The following is a 21,111-nucleotide window of genomic DNA, read 5'->3' as shown; positions in this document are numbered from 1 at the left end:
GCTGGGAGGGACCTCCTTCCTCGGCTTCCTCGTGTCGGTCCGGACGGTTCACACGTCGAGCCAGGTGCCCTTCTCGGCACTGCGCTCCACGGCGTCCAGGACACGCTGGACGGCGAGCCCGTCGGCGAACGACGGCGCGGGGTCGTCGCCCGCAGCGATCGCCCCGACCAGGTCGACGACCTGGTGGGTGAACGCGTGCTCGTAGCCGAGCCCGTGGCCGGGCGGCCACCAGGCGGCGACGTAGGCGTGGTGGTCGGCCTCCGTGACGACGATCCGGCGGAACCCGGCCGTCGCGCCCGACTCCTCGGCGTCGTAGAAGTGCAGGACGTTCATGTCCTCGAAGTCGAACGCCAGGGAGCCTCGCGACCCGTTGATCTCGATCCGGATGGCGTTCTTGCGGCCCTGGGCGTAGCGCGTGGCCTCGAAGACCCCGACCCCGCCGCCGGACATCCGCGCCAGGAAGCACGCGGCGTCGTCGACGGTCACCGGACCGGTCTCGTCGCCGCCCGTGCCGGACAGGCCGGCAAACTCCGTGGCGACGGGTCGCTCGGTCACGAACGTCTCGAGCATGCCGGTCACGCCGGCGACCCGCTCGCCCGTGATGAACTGCGTCAGGTCGACGATGTGGGCGCCGATGTCACCGAGGGCACCGGACCCGGCCTTCTCCTTGTCCATCCGCCAGGACAGCGGAGCCGCGGGGTCGGAGAGCCAGTCCTGCAGGTACTGCGCGCGCACATGGCGCACCTGCCCGATGCGGCCGTCTGCGACGAGCTGCCGGGCGAGCTGGATCGCCGGGACGCGCCGGTAGGTGAACCCGACCATCGCCCGCACGCCGCGCGCCGCGGCGCGGTCGGCCGCGGCCACCATCTCCTCGGCCTCGCCGACGGTGTTGGCCAGCGGCTTCTCGCAGAGCACGTGCTTGCCGGCGTCCAGGGCGGCGATCGCGATCTCGGCGTGTGTGTTCCCCGGCGTGCAGATGTCGACCAGGTCGATGTCGTCCCGCTCCAGCAGCCGGCGCCAGTCGGTCTCCGCGGACTCCCAGCCGAGCTTGGCAGCGGCCTCGGTGACCCGTGTCCGGTCACGGCCGACGACGGCGGTCATCTCCGTGCGCAGCGGCAGGTCGAAGAAGCGGGGGGCGGTACGCCACGCCTGGGAGTGCGCGGCGCCCATGAACGAGTAGCCGACCATCCCGACGCCGAGACGGGCACCTGCTGCATCACCCATGTGAGTGGTCCTTCCTTCGTGGGGCACGGCCCGGACCCGCGCGCGGGCGACCAGGGCCGCGGCGGCGGGGACAGGGCCCCGCCGCCGGGTCGTGGGTGCGTGGTCCGGTCAGGACTCGAACGCGCTGGACATGTACTGCTCGACGTTGTCCGCCGTCACGACGGGCGCGTAGAGCTGGACGGTCCGCGGGACGTTCGACGAGGCCAGGTCGCTCATGCTTCCCTCGTGAGCGACCAGCCGGGCGAGCTTGATGCCGTCCGCGGCCTGCGTCGACGGGTAGATGACGGTCGCCTGGACGACCGAGTCGCCGCTCTCGATCTCGCGCATCATGTTGGCGGAACCCGCGCCACCGACGAGGAAGAACTCGTCGCGGCCGGCGTTCTCGATCGCCTGGAGGACGCCGACACCCTGGTCGTCGTCGTGGTTCCAGATGGCGTCGATCTCCGGGGCGGCCTGCAGCAGGTTCGCCGTCACGGACTCACCGCTCTGCACGGTGAAGTCGGCCGAGACCTGGTTGTCGACGTCCAGGCCGCACTCGCTCAGCGCGTCCTCGAAGCCCTGGCTGCGGTCCTGGGTCAGCGGCAGCGAGGCGATGCCCTGGATCTCGGCGACGACGGCGTCCGGCTGGTCACCGAGCTGCTCGCAGATGTACTGGCCGGCCGAGACGCCCATGCCGTAGTTGTCACCGAGCACCGTCGAGCGGGCGGCGAACGGGTCGGAGAACTCGCGGTCGACGTTGATGACCGGGATGCCGGCCTCCATGGCCTCCATGGCGACGTCCGTGAGAGCCGCGCCGTCGAACGGCAACAGCACGATGGCGTCCACGCCGTCGGCGATGAACCCCTCGATCTGGCTGATCTGCACGTTGACGTCGTTGGTGCCCTCGGCGACCCGGAGCTCGACGTCCTCGTAGTTCTCGGCCTCGGCCTCGGCGGCCGAGGTGATCGCACCCATCCAGCCGTGGTCGGCCGCGGGGGCGGAGAAGCCGATGACGACCTCCTCGCCCGGTGCGTCGTTGTCGGAGACGGCGCCCGCCTCCTCGCTCATGGAGTCGCCCTCGGTCTCCTCCTCGGCCGGCTCGTTGCTGACGCAGGCGGTCAGCAGGAGCGCCGAGGCGGCGAGAGCGGCAGGGACGGTGAGCAGGCGGTGCCGGCGGTTCGTACGTGCGGACATGGGATCTTCCTCGATTCGGTCCGGTCGTGCAGGGTCTGGATCTGGTGGGACGTCTGGGGTGTCAGGTGGATCTCGGTGCCGAGATCCGCTGCTGGAGCAGCACGGCGCCGACGATGATCGCGCCCTTGGCGATCTGCTGCACCGAGCTGTCGAGGTTGTTGATGATGAACACGTTGGTGAGCGTCGCGAAGATGAGGACGCCGATGACGGTGCCGATGATGGTGCCGCGCCCGCCGGCGAGGAGGGTGCCGCCGACGACGACCGCGGCGATCACGTCGAGCTCAAGGAGCAGGCCGTTGGTCGACGAGCCGGCGCCGGTGCGGGCGAGCATCATGACGCCGGCGATGCCGACCGTGAGACCGGAGAGCCCGTAGACGTACATCAGGTGCCGCTTGACCTTGATGCCGGCCAGGCGCGCCGCCTCCGGGTTGCCGCCGACGGCGACCGTGCGGCGACCGAACGTGGTGCGGTTGAGCAGGAACCAACCGGCGACGACGACGAGGGCGAAGATCCACACGATCTTCGGCACGCCGAGCAGGTCGCCCTGGAACGTGTCCTCGAAGGACGGCTGGTCGACGATCTGCGTACGGCGGTTCGCGATGAGCTCGGCGAGGCCGCGGGCCGCGACGAGCATCGCCAGGGTCGCGATGAACGCGACGACCCTGCCATAGGCGATGACCACGCCGTTGACGAGTCCGGCGGCGAGCCCGACGAGCAGCGAGCACGCCACCATGACGATCCAGCCGTACTGGTCGGCCAGGTTCTGCGTGGACAGCGTCGAGGCCCACACGGTCGTCAACCCGAGCACGGAGCCGACCGACAGGTCGATGCCGCCTGTCGTGATGACGAACGTCATGCCGATGGCGATGACCCCGGTCACCGAGGCGAGGCTCAGGATGATCATCAGGTTGGACAGGCTCGCGAACCGCTCGCCGCCCGTGAGGAAGCCGACCAGGCACAGGAGGACGAGGGCGGCGACCAGCCCGAGGTTGCGGACGGTGCTCCCGGCCATGCCACTGCGACGGCGGCGCCCCGCTGAGGCTCCTGGGGTGTCCGCCGCCGGGTTCGACGACGTCTGCTGCTCGCTCACGCGACACTTCCTTCCATGACCATGTCGAGCACCTGGTGCTCGTCGATCGACTCGGCGTGCCCGGTGTGCACGACCTGTCCGTCGGAGACGACGAGGACACGGTCGGCCAGGCCCAGGACTTCGGGGATCTCGCTGGAGACGACGAGGACGGCGGTGCCGGCGTCGGCGAGGCGGCGCACGAGCGCGTAGATCTCCGACCGCGCCCCGACGTCGACGCCGCGGGTGGGCTCGTCGAGCAGGAGCACCTCGCAGCCGTGGACCAGCCAGCGGGCGAGCATCGCCTTCTGCTGGTTGCCGCCCGAGAGGGTGCGGATGGCACGCTCGACGTCCGGTGGTCGCAGGTCGAGGGCGGTCGCCTGGTCCTGCGCGGCCTTCTTCTCGGCGCGCTCGTCGAGCCAGCCGGCCCGCGCCGTCCGCGCGAACGTCGACAGCGTGATGTTGCGGTAGACGGGCTCGTCGAGCACGAGTCCCTGGCTCTTGCGCTCCTCGGGAGCCAGGCCGATGCCCGCGCCGACGGCCGCGGTCACGGAACCGCCGCGCAGCCGCCGGCCGTCGAGGCGGACCGATCCGCCGGTGGCTCGCCGTGCTCCGTAGATCGTCTCGAGGATCTCGGAGCGTCCCGAGCCGACCAGCCCCGCGAGCCCGACGATCTCACCGGCGCGGACGGTCAGCGACACGTCCGAGAACACGCCGGCCAGCGACAGGTCCTCGACCTCGAGCCGCACGGGGGCGTCGTCGGGGACCCCGGGACGCGCGGGGAACGCGTACTCGACGTCCTTGCCGGTCATCAGCTTGATGAGCTCGTCCGTCGAGGTCGTGGCCACGTCCAGGTTGCGCCCGACGGTGCGGCCGTCCTTGATGACCGTGATGCGGTCACCGATCCGGCGGATCTCCTCCAGCCGGTGTGAGATGTAGATGATCGCGATGCCCTGCTCGACCAGCTCCTCGACCACCCGGAAGAGGTTGTCGACCTCGCCGGAGTCGAGGACGGCCGACGGCTCGTCCATGACGATCACGCGGGCGTCGCGCGAGAGCGCCCGGGCCATCGACACGACCTGCTTGCCGGCCGCCGAGAGCGAGCCGACCTCGCGGTGCGGCGAGATCTCCGGGTGCCCGAGCCGTTCCATGAGCTGGCGGGTGCGGCTCGCGACCTCGCGCCGCTGGGTGAAGCCTGCGGACGCCAGCTCGTGGCCGAGGTAGATGTTCTCGGCCACGGTGAGCCCGTCGACGACGTCCAGCTCCTGGTACATCGTGGCGACGCCGTGCTCGAGCGCGGCCACCGGGTGCGGGATCTGGATCGGCTCGCCGTCCATGAGGATGGTGCCCTCGGTCGGCTGGTGGGCCCCGGCGAGCACCTTGATGAGGGTGGACTTGCCGGCGCCGTTCTGACCGAGGAGGCAGTGCACCTCTCCGGGCCGGACGTCGAGGTCCACCCCGTCGAGCGCGCGGGCTCCCGGGAACGTCTTCACGATGCCTTGCATCTGCAGCAGCAATGCTGGGGGGTCTTCTGTGACCATGTGACGAACGTAGACGGACTTATGTTGCCCGTCAAGCAAAAGTGCGGGTACTTTGTGATCGTTACCCGCTCGTGATAGACACCGAGCAACAAAACACGGATGCCGGAGGGGCGTGGTTCACTGTGCTCATGGAAGGGCTGCAGAAGTTCCCGCCACGTCCCACAGGGGCCGGCGAGATGTTCCAGCTGTTCCGGGACGGCACTCCGCACACCCGGGCGTCGCTCGTCTCCGAGACGGGCCAGTCCCGCTCCACCGTCGCGGCACGCATCGACGCCCTGACCGCGATCGGGCTCCTGACCCCGGCCGGTGAGGCCACGAGCACCGGCGGACGCCCGCCGTCCACGTTCGCCTTCGACCCGTCGAACCGGATCGTGCTCGGGGTGGACCTCGGCGCCACGCACGCGCGCCTGGCCATCACGGATCTCGCCGCCAACCCGATCGCGTCCGCCCAGGAACCGCTCGCCATCGCGGACGGTCCCGAGCACGTGCTCTCGTGGGTCGCGGACACCGGGGCGAAGCTGATCACCGAGGCGGGCCGGCGGGCCGAGGAGCTCGCCGGCATCGGCATCGGGCTGCCCGGCCCCGTCGACCACGCCGACGGCCGCCCCGTGAACCCGCCGATCATGCCCGGGTGGGACGGCACGGACGTCCCCGGCATCCTGCACCGGCTCCTCGGCGCGCCCGTCGTCGTCGACAACGACGTCAACGTGATGGCTCTCGGCGAGCACCGGACAGTGTGCCCCGACGAGCAGAACCTGCTGTTCGTCAAGGTCGCGACCGGGATCGGCGCCGGTGTCGTCATGGACGGCGAGCTGCGCCGCGGCGCGCAGGGCGCCGCCGGCGACATGGGGCACGTCGCGGTGTCCGGCGCCGCCGAGATCCCCTGCCGCTGCGGCAACACCGGATGCCTCGAGGCGGTGGCCGGAGGGATGGCCATCGCCGCCTCGCTGCGGGAGGGTGGAGCACGGATCACGACCACCCAGGACATCGTCGACCTCGTCCGCACGGGCGATGTCGCGGCCGGTCAGGCCGTCCGTCAGGCAGGCCGTGACATCGGCACGGTGCTGGCGGCCTCCGTCAGCCTGCTCAACCCCTCGCGGATCATCATCGGCGGCGTGCTCGCCGGCGCCGGCGAGCACCTCGTCGCCGGGATCCGGGAGGTCGTCTACCAGCGGTCACTGCCGCTGGCCACCCAGCACCTGCGGATCGCCACCTCGCAGGCGGGCGCCCAGGCGGGGGTCGTGGGTGCCGCCACCCTGGTGACCGACCGGTTCCTCGCCCCACACTCGATCGACGCACTCATCACCGTCAAGGAGGACACGTGAGCAACCGCAGGGCCCTCGTGGTCCGGGGAGGCTGGCCGGGGCACGACCCCGTCGGCTCCACCGACCTCTTCCTCCCCGTGCTGGCCGACGCCGGGTTCGACGTCACCGTCGAGGACTCCCTCGAGGTCTATGCCGACGAGGCCGTCATGGCCGGCACGGACCTCATCGTGCAGAGCTGGACCATGGGCGACATCCTCGCCGACGAGATGCACGGGCTGCGCGTGGCCGTCGAGAACGGCACGGGCCTGGCCGGCTGGCACGGCGGTCTGCTCGACGCGTTCCGCAACGCCACGGACTACCAGCACATCGTGGGTGGGCAGTTCGTCGCGCACCCGGGCGACCTCGTCGACCACGAGATCCACGTCCGACCCGAACGAACCGATCACCCGATCGTCGAGGGGATCGGCCCCCGCATCCGGATGACCACCGAGCAGTACTGGCTCCACACCGACCCGCTGTGCGACGTGCTCGCCACGACCACCCACGACGTCGGCCCGGACAGCCCGTGGCGCGAGCCCACGACCGTGCCGGTGGCGTGGACCCGTCGCTGGGGCCGCGGCAAGGTCTTCGCCTGCACGGTCGGCCACAGCGTCGAGGACCTCCAGGTCCCCGAGATCCACACGATCGTCAGTCGGGGGCTCGTCTGGGCGGCACGGGAGCCCGACACGGTCTGACGACCGGCAGCCGCGGCCCGGCGGTCAGTCCGTGAGCGCCTCCGGGCCGCCCTCCAGCAGCCGCGTGAACTGGTCCTCGTCGAGGATCGGCAGCCCGAGGTCGCGCGCCTTGGTCTCCTTGGACCCGGCGTTCGCCCCGGCGACGACGTAGTCGGTCTTCTTCGAGACCGAGCCCGACGCCTTGCCGCCCGCCGCGAGGACGGCCTCCTTGGCGCCGTCCCGGCTGTAGCCCTCGAGCGATCCGGTGACGACGACGGTCAGCCCGGCGAGCGGACCGGTGGGCCCCTCGGCGACCTTCTCTGCCATGACGGCGGGACCGGGGTGCCCGGGGATCTCGAGCCGCACACCTGCCCGCTGCCAGGCGTCCACGATCTCCTGGTGCCAGCCGACGTCGAACCAGGCGAGCACCTCGTCGGCGATGACCGGGCCGACCCCCTCGACGGCCGCGAGCTCCTCGCGCGACGCGCGCCGGATCGCCGCGACCGAGCCGAACCACTCCGCGAGCGCTCGCGCCGCCACCGGACCGACGTGCCGGATGTTGAGGGAGACCAGGAGGCGCCACAGGTCCTTGGTCTTCGCGCGCTCAAGCTCCTCGAGGAGCTTGGTCGCCTGCGTCGAGGGCTCGTAGAGGGACTCTCCCGCCTCGACCGCCGCGCGTTCGGCGGCCTTGGACAGCTTGCGCTTCTTCTGGAACGGGCGGACGACCTTGACCACCGCCGTCGACCCGTCGGGCATGGTCAGCTCCGTCGACTCGCCGCGCCCGTCCCCCTCTCGCGGCAGCCCTGTCTCGCTGTCCCGCACGACGACGCGGATCGGCTCGAGCTGCTCGACGGTGAGGTCGAACAGGTCCTTCTCCGTGCGCAACGGCGGCTCCTTCGGCTCCAGCGGCTGCGTGAGCGCGGCCGCCGTCACCTCACCGAGCGCCTCGACGTCGAGCCCGCCCCGCGACCCGATGTGCTCCACCCGGCCGCGCACCTGAGCCGGGCAGGACTCGGCGTTGGGGCAGCGCAGGTCGACGTCCCCCTCCTTCATCGGACGCAACGGGGTGCCGCACTCGGGGCACTCGGCCGGCATGACGAAGTCCTCACGGGGATGGCCGTCGTCGGCGAGGGCGGTGACCGGGCCCAGGATCTCCGGGATGACGTCGCCGGCCTTGCGCAGCACCACCACGTCGCCGATGCGCACCCCCTTCGCCTTGACGACGTCCTGGTTGTGCAGGGTGGCCTGCCGGACCGTGGAGCCGGCCACCGTGACCGGTTCCATGACGGCGTACGGGGTGGCGCGGCCGGTCCGTCCGACGCCCACCTGGATCGCGAGGAGACGGGTGTTGACCTCCTCGGGCGGGTACTTGTACGCCGTGGCCCACCGCGGCGCGCGGCTCGTGGTCCCGAGCCGACGCTGGTCGGCCCGGGCGTCGACCTTGACCACGATGCCGTCGAGCTGGTGCTCGATATCGTGCCGGTGATCCGCGAAGTAGGCGATCATGTCGACCACGCCGTCGATCCCCTGCACGACCCGGTTGTGCGGGGAGACCGGGATCCCCCACTGCTCGAAGAGCGTGTAGGCGTCGGACTGGTTCGCGAGCTCCGCGTGCTCGCCCTCGGTCCACTGCAGGGCGCCGACGCCGTGCGCGTAGATCCGCAGCGCCTGCACCCGGGCGAGGCCGGCCTCCCGCTCGAGGCCGCTCTTCTTGTCGAGGAGCTGGCGCAGCCCGCCGGCGGCCGCGTTGCGCGGGTTCGCGAACTGCGGGAAGCGGCGCAGCGCGGCGACCCGGGCACGCTCCTCGTCGAACGCACGCGAGGCCACGGCCCGGCTGTCCGACCGGTCGCGCGCCTCGGCCACCGCGCGCTCCCGCAGCTGCTCCTGCAGCTCGTTGAGCCGCTCGAAGGCGGAGACGGGGATGAAGACCTCGCCGCGCACCTCGACGACCTCGGGGTGGTCGTCGCCGGCGAGGTGCTGCGGGATCTCGGCGATCCGCAGGGCGTTGGCCGTGATGTCCTCGCCCGTCTGGCCGTCGCCGCGCGTCGCCGCGCGCACCAGGTGGCCGCGCTCGTACAGCAGCGCGATCGCGAGCCCGTCGATCTTGACCTCGGACAGGTAGCCGACGTCGCCGCCCTCGACCCCGAGGTCACGGGCGACCCTCGCGTCCCAGGCACGCAGCTCGTCGGTGCTGAACACGTTGTCCAGGGACAGCATGCGCTCGACGTGCTCGACGGTGGCGAACCCGACGGCGGCCTGCCCGCCGACCCGCTGCGTCGGCGACCCCGGCTTGCGCAGGGCCGGGTGTGCGGCCTCGATCGCCTCCAGCTCCCGCAGGCGTGCGTCGTACTCGGCGTCGGACACCTTGGGCGCGTCCTGCTGGTAGTAGGCCCGCTGGTCCTCCTCGACGAGAGCGGCCAGCTCGGCCCACCGACGCTGGGCGGCGGGCTCGTCGAGCGAGGTCGGGTCGGCGGCGGCATCGGTCGTGTCGGTCACGACCCCATCTTGCCGCGTCCTACCGACAGCAGCAGGACCGGCCCGCACCTCGGGCTTCCGTACCCACCTGACCGATTGGTCCCTCCACGGGGCCTATCGCCCGGTGTGTCCCGACCGCTACGATCCTTGCGATCGCCCGCACCGACCGAAAGCAAGGACGCCCTCATGAAGATCGCCGTCGTCGGCGCCGGATTCGCCGGTCTGGCCAGCGCCAAGGTCCTGACCGAGTTCGGCCACCAGGTCGTCGTGTTCGACAAGACCCCCGACGTCGGAGGGGTGTGGAGCGCGACCCGCCGCTACACCGGCCTCTACACCCAGAACAACAAGGGCTCGTACTCGTTCTCGGACCTGCCGATGCCGAAGCACTATCCCGAGTGGCCGAGCGGGGAGCAGGTCCAGGCCTACCTGGAGCAGTACGTCGAGACTCACGGGCTGTCCGAGGCCCTGCGCCTGTCGACCGAGGTGGTCCGGGCCGAGCTCACCGACACCGAGGACGGCTGGCTCGTCACCTCCCGCCACGCCGGCGAGGCCGTCGGCGACCCCGAGCGGTTCGACCACCTGATCGTCGCCAACGGCATCTTCTCCGACCCGGTGATCCCGGCGTTCGACGGGCTCGCCGAGCTCCTGCGTGCCGGGGGGAAGGTCGTGGCCGCGAGCCAGCTCTCGTCCTTGGAGGAGGCGCGCGACAAGAACGTCGTCGTCGTCGGCTACGGCAAGTCCGCGTGCGACGTCGCCGCGGAGATCGGCCCCGTCGCCGCGACCACCACCGTCGTAGCACGCCAGCTGCTGTGGAAGCTTCCCAAGAAGCTCGGCAAGGCCCTGAACTACAAGTACCTGCTCCTCACCCGCCTGGGCGAGGCGCTGTTCCGCTACCAGACGCTGGACAGCGGCATGGAGAAGTTCCTGCACGGCCCGGGCGACGCCGTCCGCGGCTCGATGGTCTCCAGCGTCGGAGCCGTCTCGAAGAAGCAGCTCCGCCTCGAGGACCTCGGCCTGGTCCCGCGCGGCGAGTTCTCGGACATCGCCCGCTCGACGGTGTCGCTCGCCACCGACGGGTTCTACGAGCAGGTCTCCGACGGGGCGATCAGTGTGCACCGCGACACCGAGATCAAGCGGTTCACGACCGACGACGGCGGCGCTCCGGTCGCGGTGCTCAGCGACGGCAGCACCGTCCGGGCCGATCTGGTGGTGTGCGGGACCGGCTTCCACCAGCGCGTGCCGTTCCTGGACCAGGAGGTCACCGGGCGGCTGCTCGACGACCGCGGCAACTTCCACCTCTACCGTCAGATCCTCCCGCACGACGTGCCGCACCTGACGTTCGCCGGGTACAACTCCTCCCTGTTCAGCCCGCTCTCGGCGGAGATCGGTGCGGTGTGGACGGCGGGCTACCTGGCCGGCGTGCTGGAGCTGCCGCCCCTCGAGGTGCGGCGCGAGCACGTGGCCGACCGGGTGGACTGGATGGAGAAGCGCACGGAGGGCAAGCACGCGCGGGGCACGAACGTCATCCCGTTCTCGATGCACCAGGTGGACGAGCTGCTCGGGGACCTCGACCTCAACCTCTCGGGTCCGGCACGAGCGAAGCAGTGGCTGCTGCCCGTCGACCCGAAGGCCTACCGCGGCGTGACCGACCGGTTGCGCGCCCGGGTCGGCGCCTGACGGCGGACGGCTCGGTCCGGCAGGACCGCCCGGGCCTGGTAGCGCGGGTTCCCGGCCCCGTTCCCTCAGCGGAACCGGACCGGGAGCTCGCGCGGGTAGCGCGACCACGCCGAGCGCACGGGCACGATCTCCTCGGGTGCGACCGCGAGCTCGATCTCGGCCACCCTCCCGACGAAGTGGCCCACGACGAGCCGCGTGAGCAACGGGGCCGCCCGGTGCGCCGGGCAGGCGTGCGCCCCGACGCCCCACGTCAGGTGGAACCGCGAGTCGACCTGCTCCCAGGGGTCGGACGCCTGCACCGCCCCGTCGGCGTTCGCTGCCGCGACCGCGGGCACGACAGCGTCGCCCGCGGCGATCGGCTGCCCTCCGAGCTCGCAGTTCTCGAGCGCGTACCGCGGCAGCAGGTGCGGCATGGGCGGGGACTCACGGGCGATCTCGTCGAGGGCGTCGTCGATGGACAGCCGGCCGCCGTGCACCGTCGTCGCGAAGCCGGGGTCGGCCAGCAGGCGGTGCAACGCCGTCGCGATCCAGGCGATCTCCGCGTCGTGCGCCGTCCGGAAGAGCAGCCCGACGGCGCCCATCACCTCCAGGTCGTGCCGGTGCTGCGGGTGGGACAGCAGCCACGACGTCAGGTCGTCGCCCGGTTCCGCGCGGCGCCCCGCGACGAACGTCGCGAGGAGGTTCTCCGTCTCGGCGACCGCCGCGTAGGCGTCCTCGGTCCCGGACCGCCGCAGGACCGTGAGCTCGTGCAGCCGGCGGGCGTCCGCGAGCGTCATGCCGAGCAGGTCGGCGACGACGCGCACGGGGACGTCCACCGCGTAGTCCGCCACGAGGTCGGCACCGCCCCGGGCGGCGAGCCGGTCCAGCGTGGACGTGCAGGCCACCGTGACCGTGCGGGTGAGCCGCTTGTCGTCGACGGCGGCCAGGGCGTCGGCCAGGGGGGCGCGCAGGCGCCGGTGCTCCGCCCCGTCCCGGTCGTGAGCGCTGTCGGTCTGGGCGAGCACCGCCCGCACCGGCGACCGCCACGCCACGAGCCGCTCGGACTCGTACCGCCAGTCCCGCGAGTCGCGGGAGAAGAGCACCTCGTTGCGCAGCACCGTGCCGACCTCGTCGTAGCCGAGGGCGAGCCAGGCCGGGACCCCGGGCTCCAGGTCCACCGGGGCCACGGCCCCCCAGCGCGAACGCAGGTCGGCATACCGCTCAGCGGGGTGACGGGCCCCCGCGAGGTCCGCGAGCAGAGGGCGGTCGGTCACCTCCTCCAGCCGCACGACGCGGCCCGCCGCCGTGACGCTCATGCGGCGACGCCCCCGGCACGCTGACGGCGCAGGGCGTGCGCGACGAGGGTCGTCAGCGCCTCGACCGCCTGCGCGCGGCCCCGGACGTCGCCGGCGACCACGGGGGTGTCCGGGGGCAGGTCGAGGGCGGAGCGCACCTCGTCGACGCCGTGCCGCGGCGAGTCCGGGAACTCGTTGACCACCACGGCGACCGGGAGACGGGTGTGCTCCTCGAGCTGGTCGAGCACCTCGAAGCTCTGCGCCAGGTCGCGTGTGTCGACGATCACCAGGACGCCGACGGCGCCGTCGGCCAGGCCCGACCACAGGTCCCAGAAGCGGCGCTGACCGGGCGTGCCGAACAGGTAGAGCGCCGTGCTCGACCCGACGGTGACCCGCCCGAAGTCCATCGCGACGGTCGTCGTCCGCTTCTCGTCGCGCCGTGGGTCCACGCCCACGCTCGCGGTGGTGATCGACTCCTCGGTGCTGAGCACCGGGATCTCGCTGACCGTACGGATGAGCGTCGTCTTGCCGACGCCGAACGCGCCGACCACCAGCACCTTGACCGACCGGTCGACCGTGGGGGCCAGGTGTCGTGCGGCGCGGGGCTCAGAGACGACGGAGCCCATCGAGCACCTCCTCGAGCAGATCTGTCGCGGGCAGGTCGTGGACGGGGGTGGACAGCACCGCCAGGTAGCCGCCGTCGACCAGGTCGGAGACCAGCACGGCGACGAGGCTCACGGGCAGGCGCACGTGCGCGGCGAGCTCGGCGAGGGCCAGGGTGCCGCGACAGGTCCGCAGCAGGGTCCGCTCGTGACGGCCCGCGCTGCCCGGCAGCTCACGCCCGTCGTCGACGGCGCGCAGCAGCGTCTCGGGCCGCAGCGTGTTGCGCGTGGGGTGCGCCCGCCCCCCGGTCAGGACGTAGGAACGTACCGGGTGGTCGCGGTATCCGTCCGAGTGCATGGCACCATCCCTCAGCTGACCGTGTCCGTGCGGAGCGCGTGCTCACCGATCATCAGGACCTGTGCCTGCATCTGCTGGGCGACGAGGCCCGGGTCGACGCTCGCGTCGGTGACGACGGCCAGCCGAGAACCGTCGCCGGCTCCCCGGACGAAGAGGAAGCCGCCGTCGAACTCCACGACGACCTGCCGCAGCCGGTCGCCGGCCCCGAACTCGCGGCCCATGCTCATCCCGAGGGCGACGAGCCCGGCGCACGCCGCGGCGACCTTGTCGGCCGTGTCCGGGTCCGTGTCGTCGGTGCGCACCTTCACCAGCCCGTCCGAGCTGAGCACGACGGCGTGCTGCACGCCTCGCACCTCGGCGACGAGGTCGAGCATCCAGCTGTCGGGGTCGTCGGCCCCGGGTGAGGTCGAGGTCATGGTCGTCATCTGTCCTCCGAGGTCCCGTCCGTCGCGACGGACGGCTCATGGGTGTCAGGGTCGTCCTGCGGGGCGTCCGCCGTCGCGGCGAAGAACGCGCCGATCCAGGCTCCCGCCTCCTCCGCGGTCTGGTCGGGCGTCGGGTCGGGCGTGGCGCCCACGGGGCTGGAGGCGGCGGCGACCCGGGGCAGACCGGTCCCGGACGTCGACGGCCGGTCCAGCTCCGCCCGGCGCGACCGCCGCTGCGGCAACGCCGGTGGGCCGCTCGGCACCGCGGTGTCCTCCGGGCCGGCGTCCCGCGCGCCACCGGTCGGGGCCGGCGGCGGGATGTCGGGTGCGGTCGTGCCCGGATCGCCCGCACCAGGGCCGTCCCAGGCGTCGTCGACGCTGGGCGCCAGGACGTCGGGGGCGGTCGCGGCGACCTCCGTCAGCGTGCCGGGCACCATGACGACGGCGCGCAGCCCGCCGTACACGGACTCGGTGAGCTCCACGCGCAGGTCGAGGAACCGGGCGTACGTCCCGACCACCGCGAGCCCCGTCTGCGGCACCTCGCCCAGGTCGGCGATCCCCACCGCCCGCTCCCCGGCGGCGATCGCCCGGACGCGGGAGAGCTCGCGCGGGTCCATCCCGACCCCGCAGTCGTCGATCTCGATGACCGCGCCGCGCTGCACCTGGCGGATCATCACCAGCACCTGGGTGTTCGGGGGCGAGCACTGGGTGGCGTTGGCGAGGAGCTCCGCCACGACGTGCACCAGGGGCTCCACCGCGCGCCCGGCGATCGCGAGACCCGGGTCCCCCGAGACCTCCACCCGGTGGAAGGCGGTGATGCGGCCGGCGGCGGCCTTCACGACGTCCGGCAGCGGCAGCGGGTCCTCCCACGTCTGCCCCGGGCGCCGACCGCACAGGGCGACCAGGTTCTGCGCCTGGCGGGCGTGCTGCGCCGCGGCGTGGTCGATGCGCATCGACGTCTGCAGCACGTCCGGGTCCGCCGCGTGCCGCTGGACCATGCGGGCCGCCTCCTCCTGGATGCGGTGCGCCGAGGACTGCACCTTGCGACTCAGGGCGACGACCGCCGTCTCGACGGCCGTGCGCTGATCGACGCGCGCCTCCTGCTCGGTCGTGAGGGCCGCCGTCGTCTCCTGGAGAGTCCGGCTGGTCTCGTGGAGGCCGGCCGCGAGCTGGTCGCGCTCGGCGAGCACCGTCCGGAACGCCTCGTCGTCGCGACGGGACGTGCGGGCCAGCAGGACGGCGGCCAGGACCGGAAGCACCACGGCCGCTCCGCCGAGGAGCCAGCCGGCCCAGGCGCGGGCCGACACGTCCACGAGGGGCAGGGCCGCCACGCACAGGACCATGCCCGCGACACACAGCCACGGCAGCACGCGTCCGGCCGCCGGCGCTCGTCGGGGTCTCGTCGTGCTCACCGCACCTCCGTCGGTGTGAGGCCGGGTCCCACGGCGTCGTGCACAGATCGCCCAGAGGTGATCTTCTCCGCGAACCCGGTGGAAGGTCTGAAGCGGGCAGCGAAGCCCTGACCAGGAGTTTCTACCACAGCGGGCAACCGGGTGAAAGAGGAACGCCTCCCGGCGCGCCCTCCCCGAAGCCGTGTCACCCCGGCGGGTTAGGGTCCGTCCATGAGTGCCGACGCCCCGTCCCGGACCGACACGACGCCGTCCGACACCGTCCCCGGGCCCGGTTCCGCGCCGGGGTCCTCGGAGGACCCGTACCGCTGGCTCGAGCAGGTGTCCGACGACGACGCGCTCGACTGGGTGCGTGCTCGCAACGAGCACGCCCACGCCGCCACGGCCGGCCCCCTGTTCGAGGAGACCCGGGACGCGCTGCGCGAGGTCCTCGACTCCGACGACCGCATCCCGGCCGTCTCGCGCATCGGCGACCACCTGTACAATTTCTGGCGCGACGCCGGCCACGAGCGGGGCCTCTGGCGGCGCACCACCCTCGAGGAGTACCGCACCGACGAGCCCCGCTGGGAGACCGTCCTCGACCTGGACGAGCTCGCGGCCGCCGAGGGCGAGTCGTGGGTCTGGCACGGCGCGTCGGTGCTGCGGCCGACCCCGGAGCGGCTCGCCGCCGGCGAGCCCTGGCGGCGCGCCCTGGTCGACCTCTCCCCCGGCGGGTCGGACGCGGACGTGACCCGGGAGTTCGACCTCGTCGACAAGCGCTTCGTGCCGGTCGAGGAGGGCGGCTTCAGCCGGCCGCTGGCCAAGGGCGGCCTCTCGTGGGCGGACGAGGACGGCGTCTACGTCTTCACCGACTTCGGTCCCGGCACGACGACCCCGTCGGGCTATCCCCGCATCGTCAAGCTCTGGCGGCGCGGGACCCCGGTCGACGACGCGGTGGTGGTCTACGAGGGCACCGACGACGACATGTACATCAGGGGACACCGGTCGCGTACACCAGGGTTCGAGCGCGACGTCGTGCAGCGGTCGATCGCCTTCTACCGCTCCGAGACCTACCTCGTCAGCGACGTCGGCACGAACCGCCAGGCGCTGACCCGGATCGACGTCCCGGACTCCGCGGAGGTGGGGTTCCACCGCGAGTGGTTGCTCGTCGAGCTGCGCGAGGACTGGGAGGTCCGGACCTCGTCCGGTCCCCGCACCTACCCCGGCGGCTCCCTGCTCGCGGCGCCCGTGGCCGCGTTCCTCGCCGGGTCCCGCGACCTGACCGCGGTGTTCACCCCGACGCCGTCGACCTCGCTCGCCGGGGCGGCCTGGACCCGCCACCACCTGGTGGTCAACGTGCTCGACGACGTGAAGAGCTCGGTGCACGTGCTCACGCCCCCGGACCCCGCCGAGGACGGCGGCGCGGCCTGGAGCCGCTCCGACCTGCCCGTCGGCGGCGAGCTCCTCACCGTCGGTGTCCGTGCCGTCTCGGCCGTGGACAGCGACGACGTGTGGGTGACCAGCAGCGGCTACCTCAGCCCGTCGACCCTGGCGATCGCCACCGTCGTCGGGCCGGACGACGAGCCGCGCGCCCCCGAGCCGTTGAAGTCCGCGCCGTCCTTCTTCGACGCGGCCGGCATGGTCGCCGAGCAGCACTTCGCGACCTCCGACGACGGGACGCGGGTGCCGTACTTCGTCGTCGGCCGCGCGGACCTCGTGCGTCCCGCGGACCCGACGGCACCGGCCACCACCCCCACGCTCCTGTACGGGTACGGCGGGTTCGAGATCCCGCTGCTGCCCGGGTACTCGGGCGGCGCCGGACGGGCCTGGCTGGCCCGTGGCGGGGTGTACGTCGTGGCCAACATCCGCGGCGGCGGCGAGTACGGACCCCGGTGGCACCAGGCGGCCCTGCGGGAGAACCGGCACCGCGCCTACGAGGACTTCGCCGCGGTCGCCCGCGACCTCGTCGGCCGCGGCATCACGACCCCGGAGCACCTCGGCGCCCAGGGCGGCTCCAACGGCGGCCTGCTGGCGGGCAACATGCTCACCCGGTACCCGGAACTCTTCGGCGCCGTCGTGGTCCAGGTGCCGCTGCTCGACATGCAGCGGTACGCGCACCTGCTCGCCGGGGCGTCGTGGGTCGCGGAGTACGGCGACCCGGACGACCCCGAGGACTGGGAGTTCCTGCGGACCTTCTCGCCCTACCACCAGTTCGACGCGGACCGCGAGCACCCGCCGGTGCTGTTCACGACCTCCACGAAGGACGACCGCGTCCACCCCGGCCACGCCCGCAAGATGGCGGCGAAGATGCTCGCCGCCGGCCAGGACGTCACCTACTACGAGAACATCGAGGGCGGCCACGGCGGGGCGGCCAACAACGCGCAGGCCGCCCACATGTCGGCGCTGGCGTGGACGTTCCTGCACGACCGGCTCGCCTGACGACCCCTCCCGGCGGCCGGTTCAGGCGAGGGCACGCTCCGCGAGCGACTCCGCGACCCGGCCGAGGTTGGCGAGCCCGGCACGGTGGTCGTCGACGCTCGCCGGCGCGGTGCGCGGTGCGGCGAGCAGCGTGAGCGAGGCCAACCCGGCGGCGGGCAGCCCGACACGGCGCCACGGTCCGGCGACGAGCGCCACGAGCTCGCCGAGCTGCGGGCCCGAGCACTGCGAGACGGTGGCGGGCGGCAACCCCGCCCAGAGGCCGACCTCGCGCTCGGTCGCCCGCGCGACCAGCTCCCACGCCCGCTCGTTCCACCCGTCGGGACCGACCGCCGACAGCTCCAGGCCGATGGCGTCGGCGCCCGCCAGCACGGCAGGAGGGATGCCCACCCAGGTGCCACCGAGGTGGACCACGACCGACGCCCCGGCGTCGTGCACGGCGTCGACCACGGGCCGCAGCCCCTCCACGACCGTGGGTCCGTCCACACCTCGGATCCGCGAGTAGCCCGAGAACGTCGGCAGCACGCCCGCGTGCACCTGGCCCAGCAGCGGCTCGGCGAGCTGCACGACGACCTCGGCGCCGGGGACCTGGCCGCGCACCTCGGCGACGTGCTCCGCCAGGCCTGTCGCCAGCGCCACCGCCAGGTCGGCACGCGCTCCCTGGTCCGCCAGGACCCGGTCGCCCCGCGCCGACCACAGCTCGGCGGCGAGCGTCCACGGGCCCGTGACCTCCACCGTCAGCCGCCCGACGTACCCGTGGGCCGCGACCGCGAGCGCCGTGAGGTCCTCCCGCAGCAGTGCCCGGGCACGGCGCTCGTCCCCGCCCGGCCGGTCCGCGAGCTTCCAGCCGTGCGGACCCAGCTCGATCGACGTCCCGGCCAGCAGGGCCGCGCTGCGGCCGGTCGACACGGCACCCAGACCGCGGCCGGTCAGCTGGGCGAGGAACGGGACGGCGTCGACGCCGGTGGGCAGCTCGGCCAGGTCCCCGATCACCTGGAGCTGCGCCTCCTGCACGTCGCGCTCGCCGCCGGGCCACGGACCGTGGCCGCTCACCGCCGTCATGCCCGGGCCCCCGTGCTCGCCGCGACGGGAGCGTCGCGCCAGGCGCGCGCCACCGTCGCCTGCCCCAGGACCCTCGTGCCCCGGTAGGCCACGACCGACTGTCCCGCGGCCACGCCTCGCAGGTGCTCGCCGAGCCGGATCTCCAGACCGGCCGCGCCGGCGTCGGCTCGCACCTCGGCGGGTACCGCGCGCCCGTGGGCTCGCACCTGGACGCTGCACGCCGTCCACGTGGCAGGCGGGTCGACGAGCCAGACGGCCTCGCCCCCGGAGATCCGGTCGACGCTCAGCAGCTCGGCCGGGCCGACCACCACGGTGTTCGACCCGGTGTCGACGTCCACGACGTAGCGCGCCTGCCCGTCCGGCGCAGGTCGGCCGAGGCCGAGGCCCTTGCGCTGCCCGACCGTGTACGCGTACGCGCCCTGGTGCTCCCCGACGACGTTGCCGTCGGTGTCGCGCACCTCGCCGGGCCGTTCACCGAGCCGGTCGCGCAGGAACCCGCGGGTGTCGCCGTCGGCGACGAAGCAGATGTCGTAGGAGTCCGGCTTCGCGCTGACGGACAGACCCCGGCGCGCGGCCTCGGCGCGCACCTCCTCCTTGCTGGCGAACCCGCCGAGCGGGAAGAGGGACCGGTCGAGCCGTTCGCGCCCCATCACCGCCAGCACGTACGACTGGTCCTTGGCATCGTTCGGGGAGCGGTGCAGCTCGCGCACACCGTCCGGACCGGTCTCGATCCGCGCGTAGTGGCCGGTGGCGACGGCGTCGAAGCCGAGCGCCGTCGCCTTGTCCAGCAGGGCCTCGAACTTGATGTGCTCGTTGCAGCGCACGCACGGGTTCGGTGTGCGCCCCGCCGAGTACTCGGAGAGGAAGTCCGCGACCACCGTCTCCTCGAACGTCTTCGACAGGTCCCACACGTAGTACGGGATACCGAGCACGTCCGCGGCACGCCGCGCGTCCCCGGCGTCCTCGATCGAGCAGCACCCGCGCGACCCCGTGCGGAACTGGTCGCGGTTGCGGCTCAGGGCCATGTGGACACCGACGACGTCGTGGCCCGCCTCGACGGCGAGCGCGGCCGCGACGGCCGAGTCGACCCCGCCGGACATGGCGGCGAGAATCCTCATGGGACGTCCCTCCTGCAGGATGGCTGCGGTACCTCGCTCCGGGCGTTCACGCGGCACCGCCCATCGACGGACGGGCGGCGACGAGACCGGCGGCCCGTGCCCGTTCGGCCACCTGGGGCAGCGCCGTCAGGAGCCGTTCGACGTCGTCGCTCACGGACGTGGCGCCGAGCGAGAAGCGCAGCGCGCCACGGGCGTCCGTCTCGCTGATGCCCATCGCCAGGAGCACGTGACTGGGCTGCGGCACCCCGGCCTGACAGGCCGACCCGGTGGAGGCTTGCACCCCGGCCGAGTCGAGCAGGTACAGCAGGGAGTCGCCCTCGGCGCCGGGGAACGTGAAGTGCGCGTTGGCCGGGAGCCGGGCGGGCAGGCCCTCGGGGGTGGTGGACCCGGGGTCGGGCCCGCGCAGCACGGCGTCGGGGACGGCACGGAGCACCCCGGCGACGAGGTCGTCGCGCAGCGCCGCGAGGGCGCCGGCCCGCTCCTCCCGCGCGCCGACCGCCTCCCCGAGCGCGACGGCGAAGGCGCGGATGGCGGCGACGTCGAGCGTCCCGGAGCGCACGCCGCGCTCCTGCCCGCCGCCGTGGGAGACCGCCTCCAGGGGAAGGTCACGCCGGGCGAGCAGCGCGCCCACCCCGACCGGACCGCCCAGCTTGTGGCCCGTCACCGTCAGGGCGTCGACGCCCGAGGCGGCGAAGTCGACCTCGACCTGGCCCACGGCCTGGACCGCGTCCGTGTGCACGGGGACGCCATGTCGGTGAGCGATCCGGGCCACCTCACGCACCGGCTGGACCGTGCCCACCTCGTTGTTCGCCCACATCACGGAGACCAGCGCGATCTCGTCGCCGTGGGCGGCGAGCTCGGCGCGCAACGCGTCGAGGTCGAGGCGCCCCTCGCCGTCGACCGGGAGCAGCGTGATGTCCGCTCCGGCGTGCCCCGCCAGCCAGAACGCGGGGTCCAGCACGGCGTGGTGCTCGACGGCGGAGACCAGCACACGCCGTCGCCGCGCGTCCTGGGAGCGCCGTCCCCAGAACATGCCCTTGATGGCGAGGTTGTCCGACTCGGTGCCGCCACCGGTGAAGATCACCTCGCTGGGCCGGGCACCGAGCGCGTCCGCGACGGTCTCCCTCGACTCCTCCACCGCGCGCCGGGCGGCCCGTCCGGCGGAGTGCAGCGACGACGCGTTGCCGGTGCGACCCGCCTCGGCGACGAACGCCTCGAGGGCCGCCGACGACATGGGCGTCGTGGCGGCATGATCGAGGTAGGCGCCGGGCGCCTGGGTGGTTGTCACAGTCATCAAGTCTACGAACCACGCCA

General features: G+C 73.0%; 17 protein-coding genes. 4 read left to right on the top strand and 13 right to left on the bottom strand.

Annotation, left to right across the window (positions count from 1 at the left end):
• Nucleotides 1-48: 48 nt before the first annotated feature.
• From UQW22_RS11625 to UQW22_RS11610, 4 genes are all read right to left on the bottom strand, one after another.
• On the bottom strand, nt 49-1,224 hold the full coding sequence (locus tag UQW22_RS11625) for a Gfo/Idh/MocA family protein (RefSeq protein WP_407317136.1): 1,176 nt from the start codon (nt 1,222-1,224) through the stop codon (nt 49-51).
• Between the two features lie 108 nt (nt 1,225-1,332).
• Entirely contained in the window at nt 1,333-2,397 is a 1,065-nt protein-coding gene (locus UQW22_RS11620) for a substrate-binding domain-containing protein (RefSeq protein WP_407317135.1), read from the bottom strand.
• Nucleotides 2,398-2,458: 61 nt separating this feature from the next.
• The gene (locus UQW22_RS11615) at nt 2,459-3,487 is read right to left on the bottom strand and encodes an ABC transporter permease (protein WP_407317134.1); all 1,029 of its coding nucleotides are present in this window, start codon (nt 3,485-3,487) and stop codon (nt 2,459-2,461) included.
• Nucleotides 3,484-5,004: a sugar ABC transporter ATP-binding protein gene (locus tag UQW22_RS11610; RefSeq protein WP_407317133.1), complete on the bottom strand. Its 1,521-nt coding sequence runs from the start codon at nt 5,002-5,004 to the stop codon at nt 3,484-3,486. Before UQW22_RS11610 ends, UQW22_RS11615 begins: the two co-directional genes overlap by 4 nt.
• A gap of 128 nt (nt 5,005-5,132) precedes the next feature.
• On the opposite strand from UQW22_RS11610, the gene UQW22_RS11605 reads away from it, so the two are divergent.
• Entirely contained in the window at nt 5,133-6,329 is a 1,197-nt protein-coding gene (locus tag UQW22_RS11605) for an ROK family protein (protein WP_407317132.1), read from the top strand.
• On the top strand, nt 6,326-7,003 hold the full coding sequence (locus UQW22_RS11600; RefSeq protein WP_407317131.1) for a ThuA domain-containing protein: 678 nt from the start codon (nt 6,326-6,328) through the stop codon (nt 7,001-7,003). Before UQW22_RS11605 ends, UQW22_RS11600 begins: the two co-directional genes overlap by 4 nt.
• Nucleotides 7,004-7,027: 24 nt before the next feature.
• Here UQW22_RS11600 and ligA read toward each other — a convergent pair whose 3' ends face one another.
• Nucleotides 7,028-9,478, bottom strand: coding sequence for an NAD-dependent DNA ligase LigA (gene ligA / locus UQW22_RS11595; RefSeq protein ID WP_407317130.1), 2,451 nt, complete (start codon nt 9,476-9,478; stop codon nt 7,028-7,030).
• Between the two features lie 165 nt (nt 9,479-9,643).
• Between ligA and UQW22_RS11590 the strand changes: the two genes are divergently transcribed.
• Nucleotides 9,644-11,134: a flavin-containing monooxygenase gene (locus tag UQW22_RS11590; protein WP_407317129.1), complete on the top strand. Its 1,491-nt coding sequence runs from the start codon at nt 9,644-9,646 to the stop codon at nt 11,132-11,134.
• A 65-nt stretch (nt 11,135-11,199) separates the two neighbouring features.
• On the opposite strand, the gene UQW22_RS11585 is transcribed toward UQW22_RS11590, so the two are convergent.
• From UQW22_RS11585 to UQW22_RS11565, 5 genes are read right to left on the bottom strand one after another with little or no spacing between them, the layout of a single operon-like run.
• Nucleotides 11,200-12,429 (bottom strand): cytochrome P450, encoded by a 1,230-nt coding sequence (locus UQW22_RS11585; RefSeq protein WP_407317128.1) that lies wholly within the window; start codon nt 12,427-12,429, stop codon nt 11,200-11,202.
• Nucleotides 12,426-12,962, bottom strand: a complete 537-nt coding sequence (locus UQW22_RS11580) for a GTP-binding protein (RefSeq protein WP_407320802.1) — start codon at nt 12,960-12,962, stop codon at nt 12,426-12,428. Before UQW22_RS11580 ends, UQW22_RS11585 begins: the two co-directional genes overlap by 4 nt.
• A gap of 52 nt (nt 12,963-13,014) precedes the next feature.
• A complete protein-coding gene (locus tag UQW22_RS11575) occupies nt 13,015-13,368 on the bottom strand; it encodes a DUF742 domain-containing protein (RefSeq protein ID WP_407317127.1) in 354 nt (117 codons plus the stop codon).
• Between the two features lie 11 nt (nt 13,369-13,379).
• A complete protein-coding gene (locus tag UQW22_RS11570) occupies nt 13,380-13,784 on the bottom strand; it encodes a roadblock/LC7 domain-containing protein (protein ID WP_407317126.1) in 405 nt (134 codons plus the stop codon).
• A 5-nt stretch (nt 13,785-13,789) separates the two neighbouring features.
• Nucleotides 13,790-15,205: an ATP-binding protein gene (locus UQW22_RS11565; protein WP_407317125.1), complete on the bottom strand. Its 1,416-nt coding sequence runs from the start codon at nt 15,203-15,205 to the stop codon at nt 13,790-13,792.
• Between the two features lie 210 nt (nt 15,206-15,415).
• On the opposite strand from UQW22_RS11565, the gene UQW22_RS11560 reads away from it, so the two are divergent.
• Nucleotides 15,416-17,620: a prolyl oligopeptidase family serine peptidase gene (locus UQW22_RS11560; protein ID WP_407317124.1), complete on the top strand. Its 2,205-nt coding sequence runs from the start codon at nt 15,416-15,418 to the stop codon at nt 17,618-17,620.
• A gap of 21 nt (nt 17,621-17,641) precedes the next feature.
• On the opposite strand, the gene UQW22_RS11555 is transcribed toward UQW22_RS11560, so the two are convergent.
• The 3 genes from UQW22_RS11555 to UQW22_RS11545 are packed head-to-tail and all read right to left on the bottom strand — an operon-like array spanning nt 17,642 to nt 21,091.
• Entirely contained in the window at nt 17,642-18,679 is a 1,038-nt protein-coding gene (locus tag UQW22_RS11555) for a hypothetical protein (protein ID WP_407317123.1), read from the bottom strand.
• Nucleotides 18,676-19,797 (bottom strand): tRNA 2-thiouridine(34) synthase MnmA, encoded by a 1,122-nt coding sequence (gene mnmA / locus UQW22_RS11550; RefSeq protein ID WP_407317122.1) that lies wholly within the window; start codon nt 19,795-19,797, stop codon nt 18,676-18,678. Before mnmA ends, UQW22_RS11555 begins: the two co-directional genes overlap by 4 nt.
• 46 nt (nt 19,798-19,843) lie before the next feature.
• A complete protein-coding gene (locus UQW22_RS11545; protein ID WP_407317121.1) occupies nt 19,844-21,091 on the bottom strand; it encodes a cysteine desulfurase family protein in 1,248 nt (415 codons plus the stop codon).
• Between the last annotated feature and the right edge of the window lie 20 nt (nt 21,092-21,111).

Origin of the sequence: Isoptericola halotolerans (assembly GCF_045689585.1) — a bacterium.
GTDB classification, from domain to species: Bacteria; Actinomycetota; Actinomycetes; order Actinomycetales; family Cellulomonadaceae; genus Isoptericola; species Isoptericola halotolerans_B.
Note: the sequence above shows the minus strand (reverse complement) of the source record. Positions and strands in the feature narration are given on the sequence as shown.

Bases quoted from the DNA above. Each gene is read 5' to 3' on its own strand.
- UQW22_RS11575 (WP_407317127.1), bottom strand. From the start codon at position 13,368: ATGCACTCGGACGGATACCGCGACCACCCGGTACGTTCCTACGTCCTG.
- UQW22_RS11545 (WP_407317121.1), bottom strand. From the start codon at position 21,091: ATGACTGTGACAACCACCCAGGCGCCCGGCGCCTACCTCGATCATGCC.
- UQW22_RS11590 (WP_407317129.1), top strand. From the start codon at position 9,644: ATGAAGATCGCCGTCGTCGGCGCCGGATTCGCCGGTCTGGCCAGCGCC.
- UQW22_RS11570 (WP_407317126.1), bottom strand. From the start codon at position 13,784: ATGACCTCGACCTCACCCGGGGCCGACGACCCCGACAGCTGGATGCTC.
- UQW22_RS11585 (WP_407317128.1), bottom strand. From the start codon at position 12,429: ATGAGCGTCACGGCGGCGGGCCGCGTCGTGCGGCTGGAGGAGGTGACC.
- UQW22_RS11605 (WP_407317132.1), top strand. From the start codon at position 5,133: ATGGAAGGGCTGCAGAAGTTCCCGCCACGTCCCACAGGGGCCGGCGAG.
- UQW22_RS11620 (WP_407317135.1), bottom strand. From the start codon at position 2,397: ATGTCCGCACGTACGAACCGCCGGCACCGCCTGCTCACCGTCCCTGCC.
- mnmA (WP_407317122.1), bottom strand. From the start codon at position 19,797: ATGAGGATTCTCGCCGCCATGTCCGGCGGGGTCGACTCGGCCGTCGCG.
- UQW22_RS11555 (WP_407317123.1), bottom strand. From the start codon at position 18,679: ATGACGGCGGTGAGCGGCCACGGTCCGTGGCCCGGCGGCGAGCGCGAC.
- UQW22_RS11610 (WP_407317133.1), bottom strand. From the start codon at position 5,004: ATGGTCACAGAAGACCCCCCAGCATTGCTGCTGCAGATGCAAGGCATC.
- UQW22_RS11625 (WP_407317136.1), bottom strand. From the start codon at position 1,224: ATGGGTGATGCAGCAGGTGCCCGTCTCGGCGTCGGGATGGTCGGCTAC.
- UQW22_RS11560 (WP_407317124.1), top strand. From the start codon at position 15,416: ATGAGTGCCGACGCCCCGTCCCGGACCGACACGACGCCGTCCGACACC.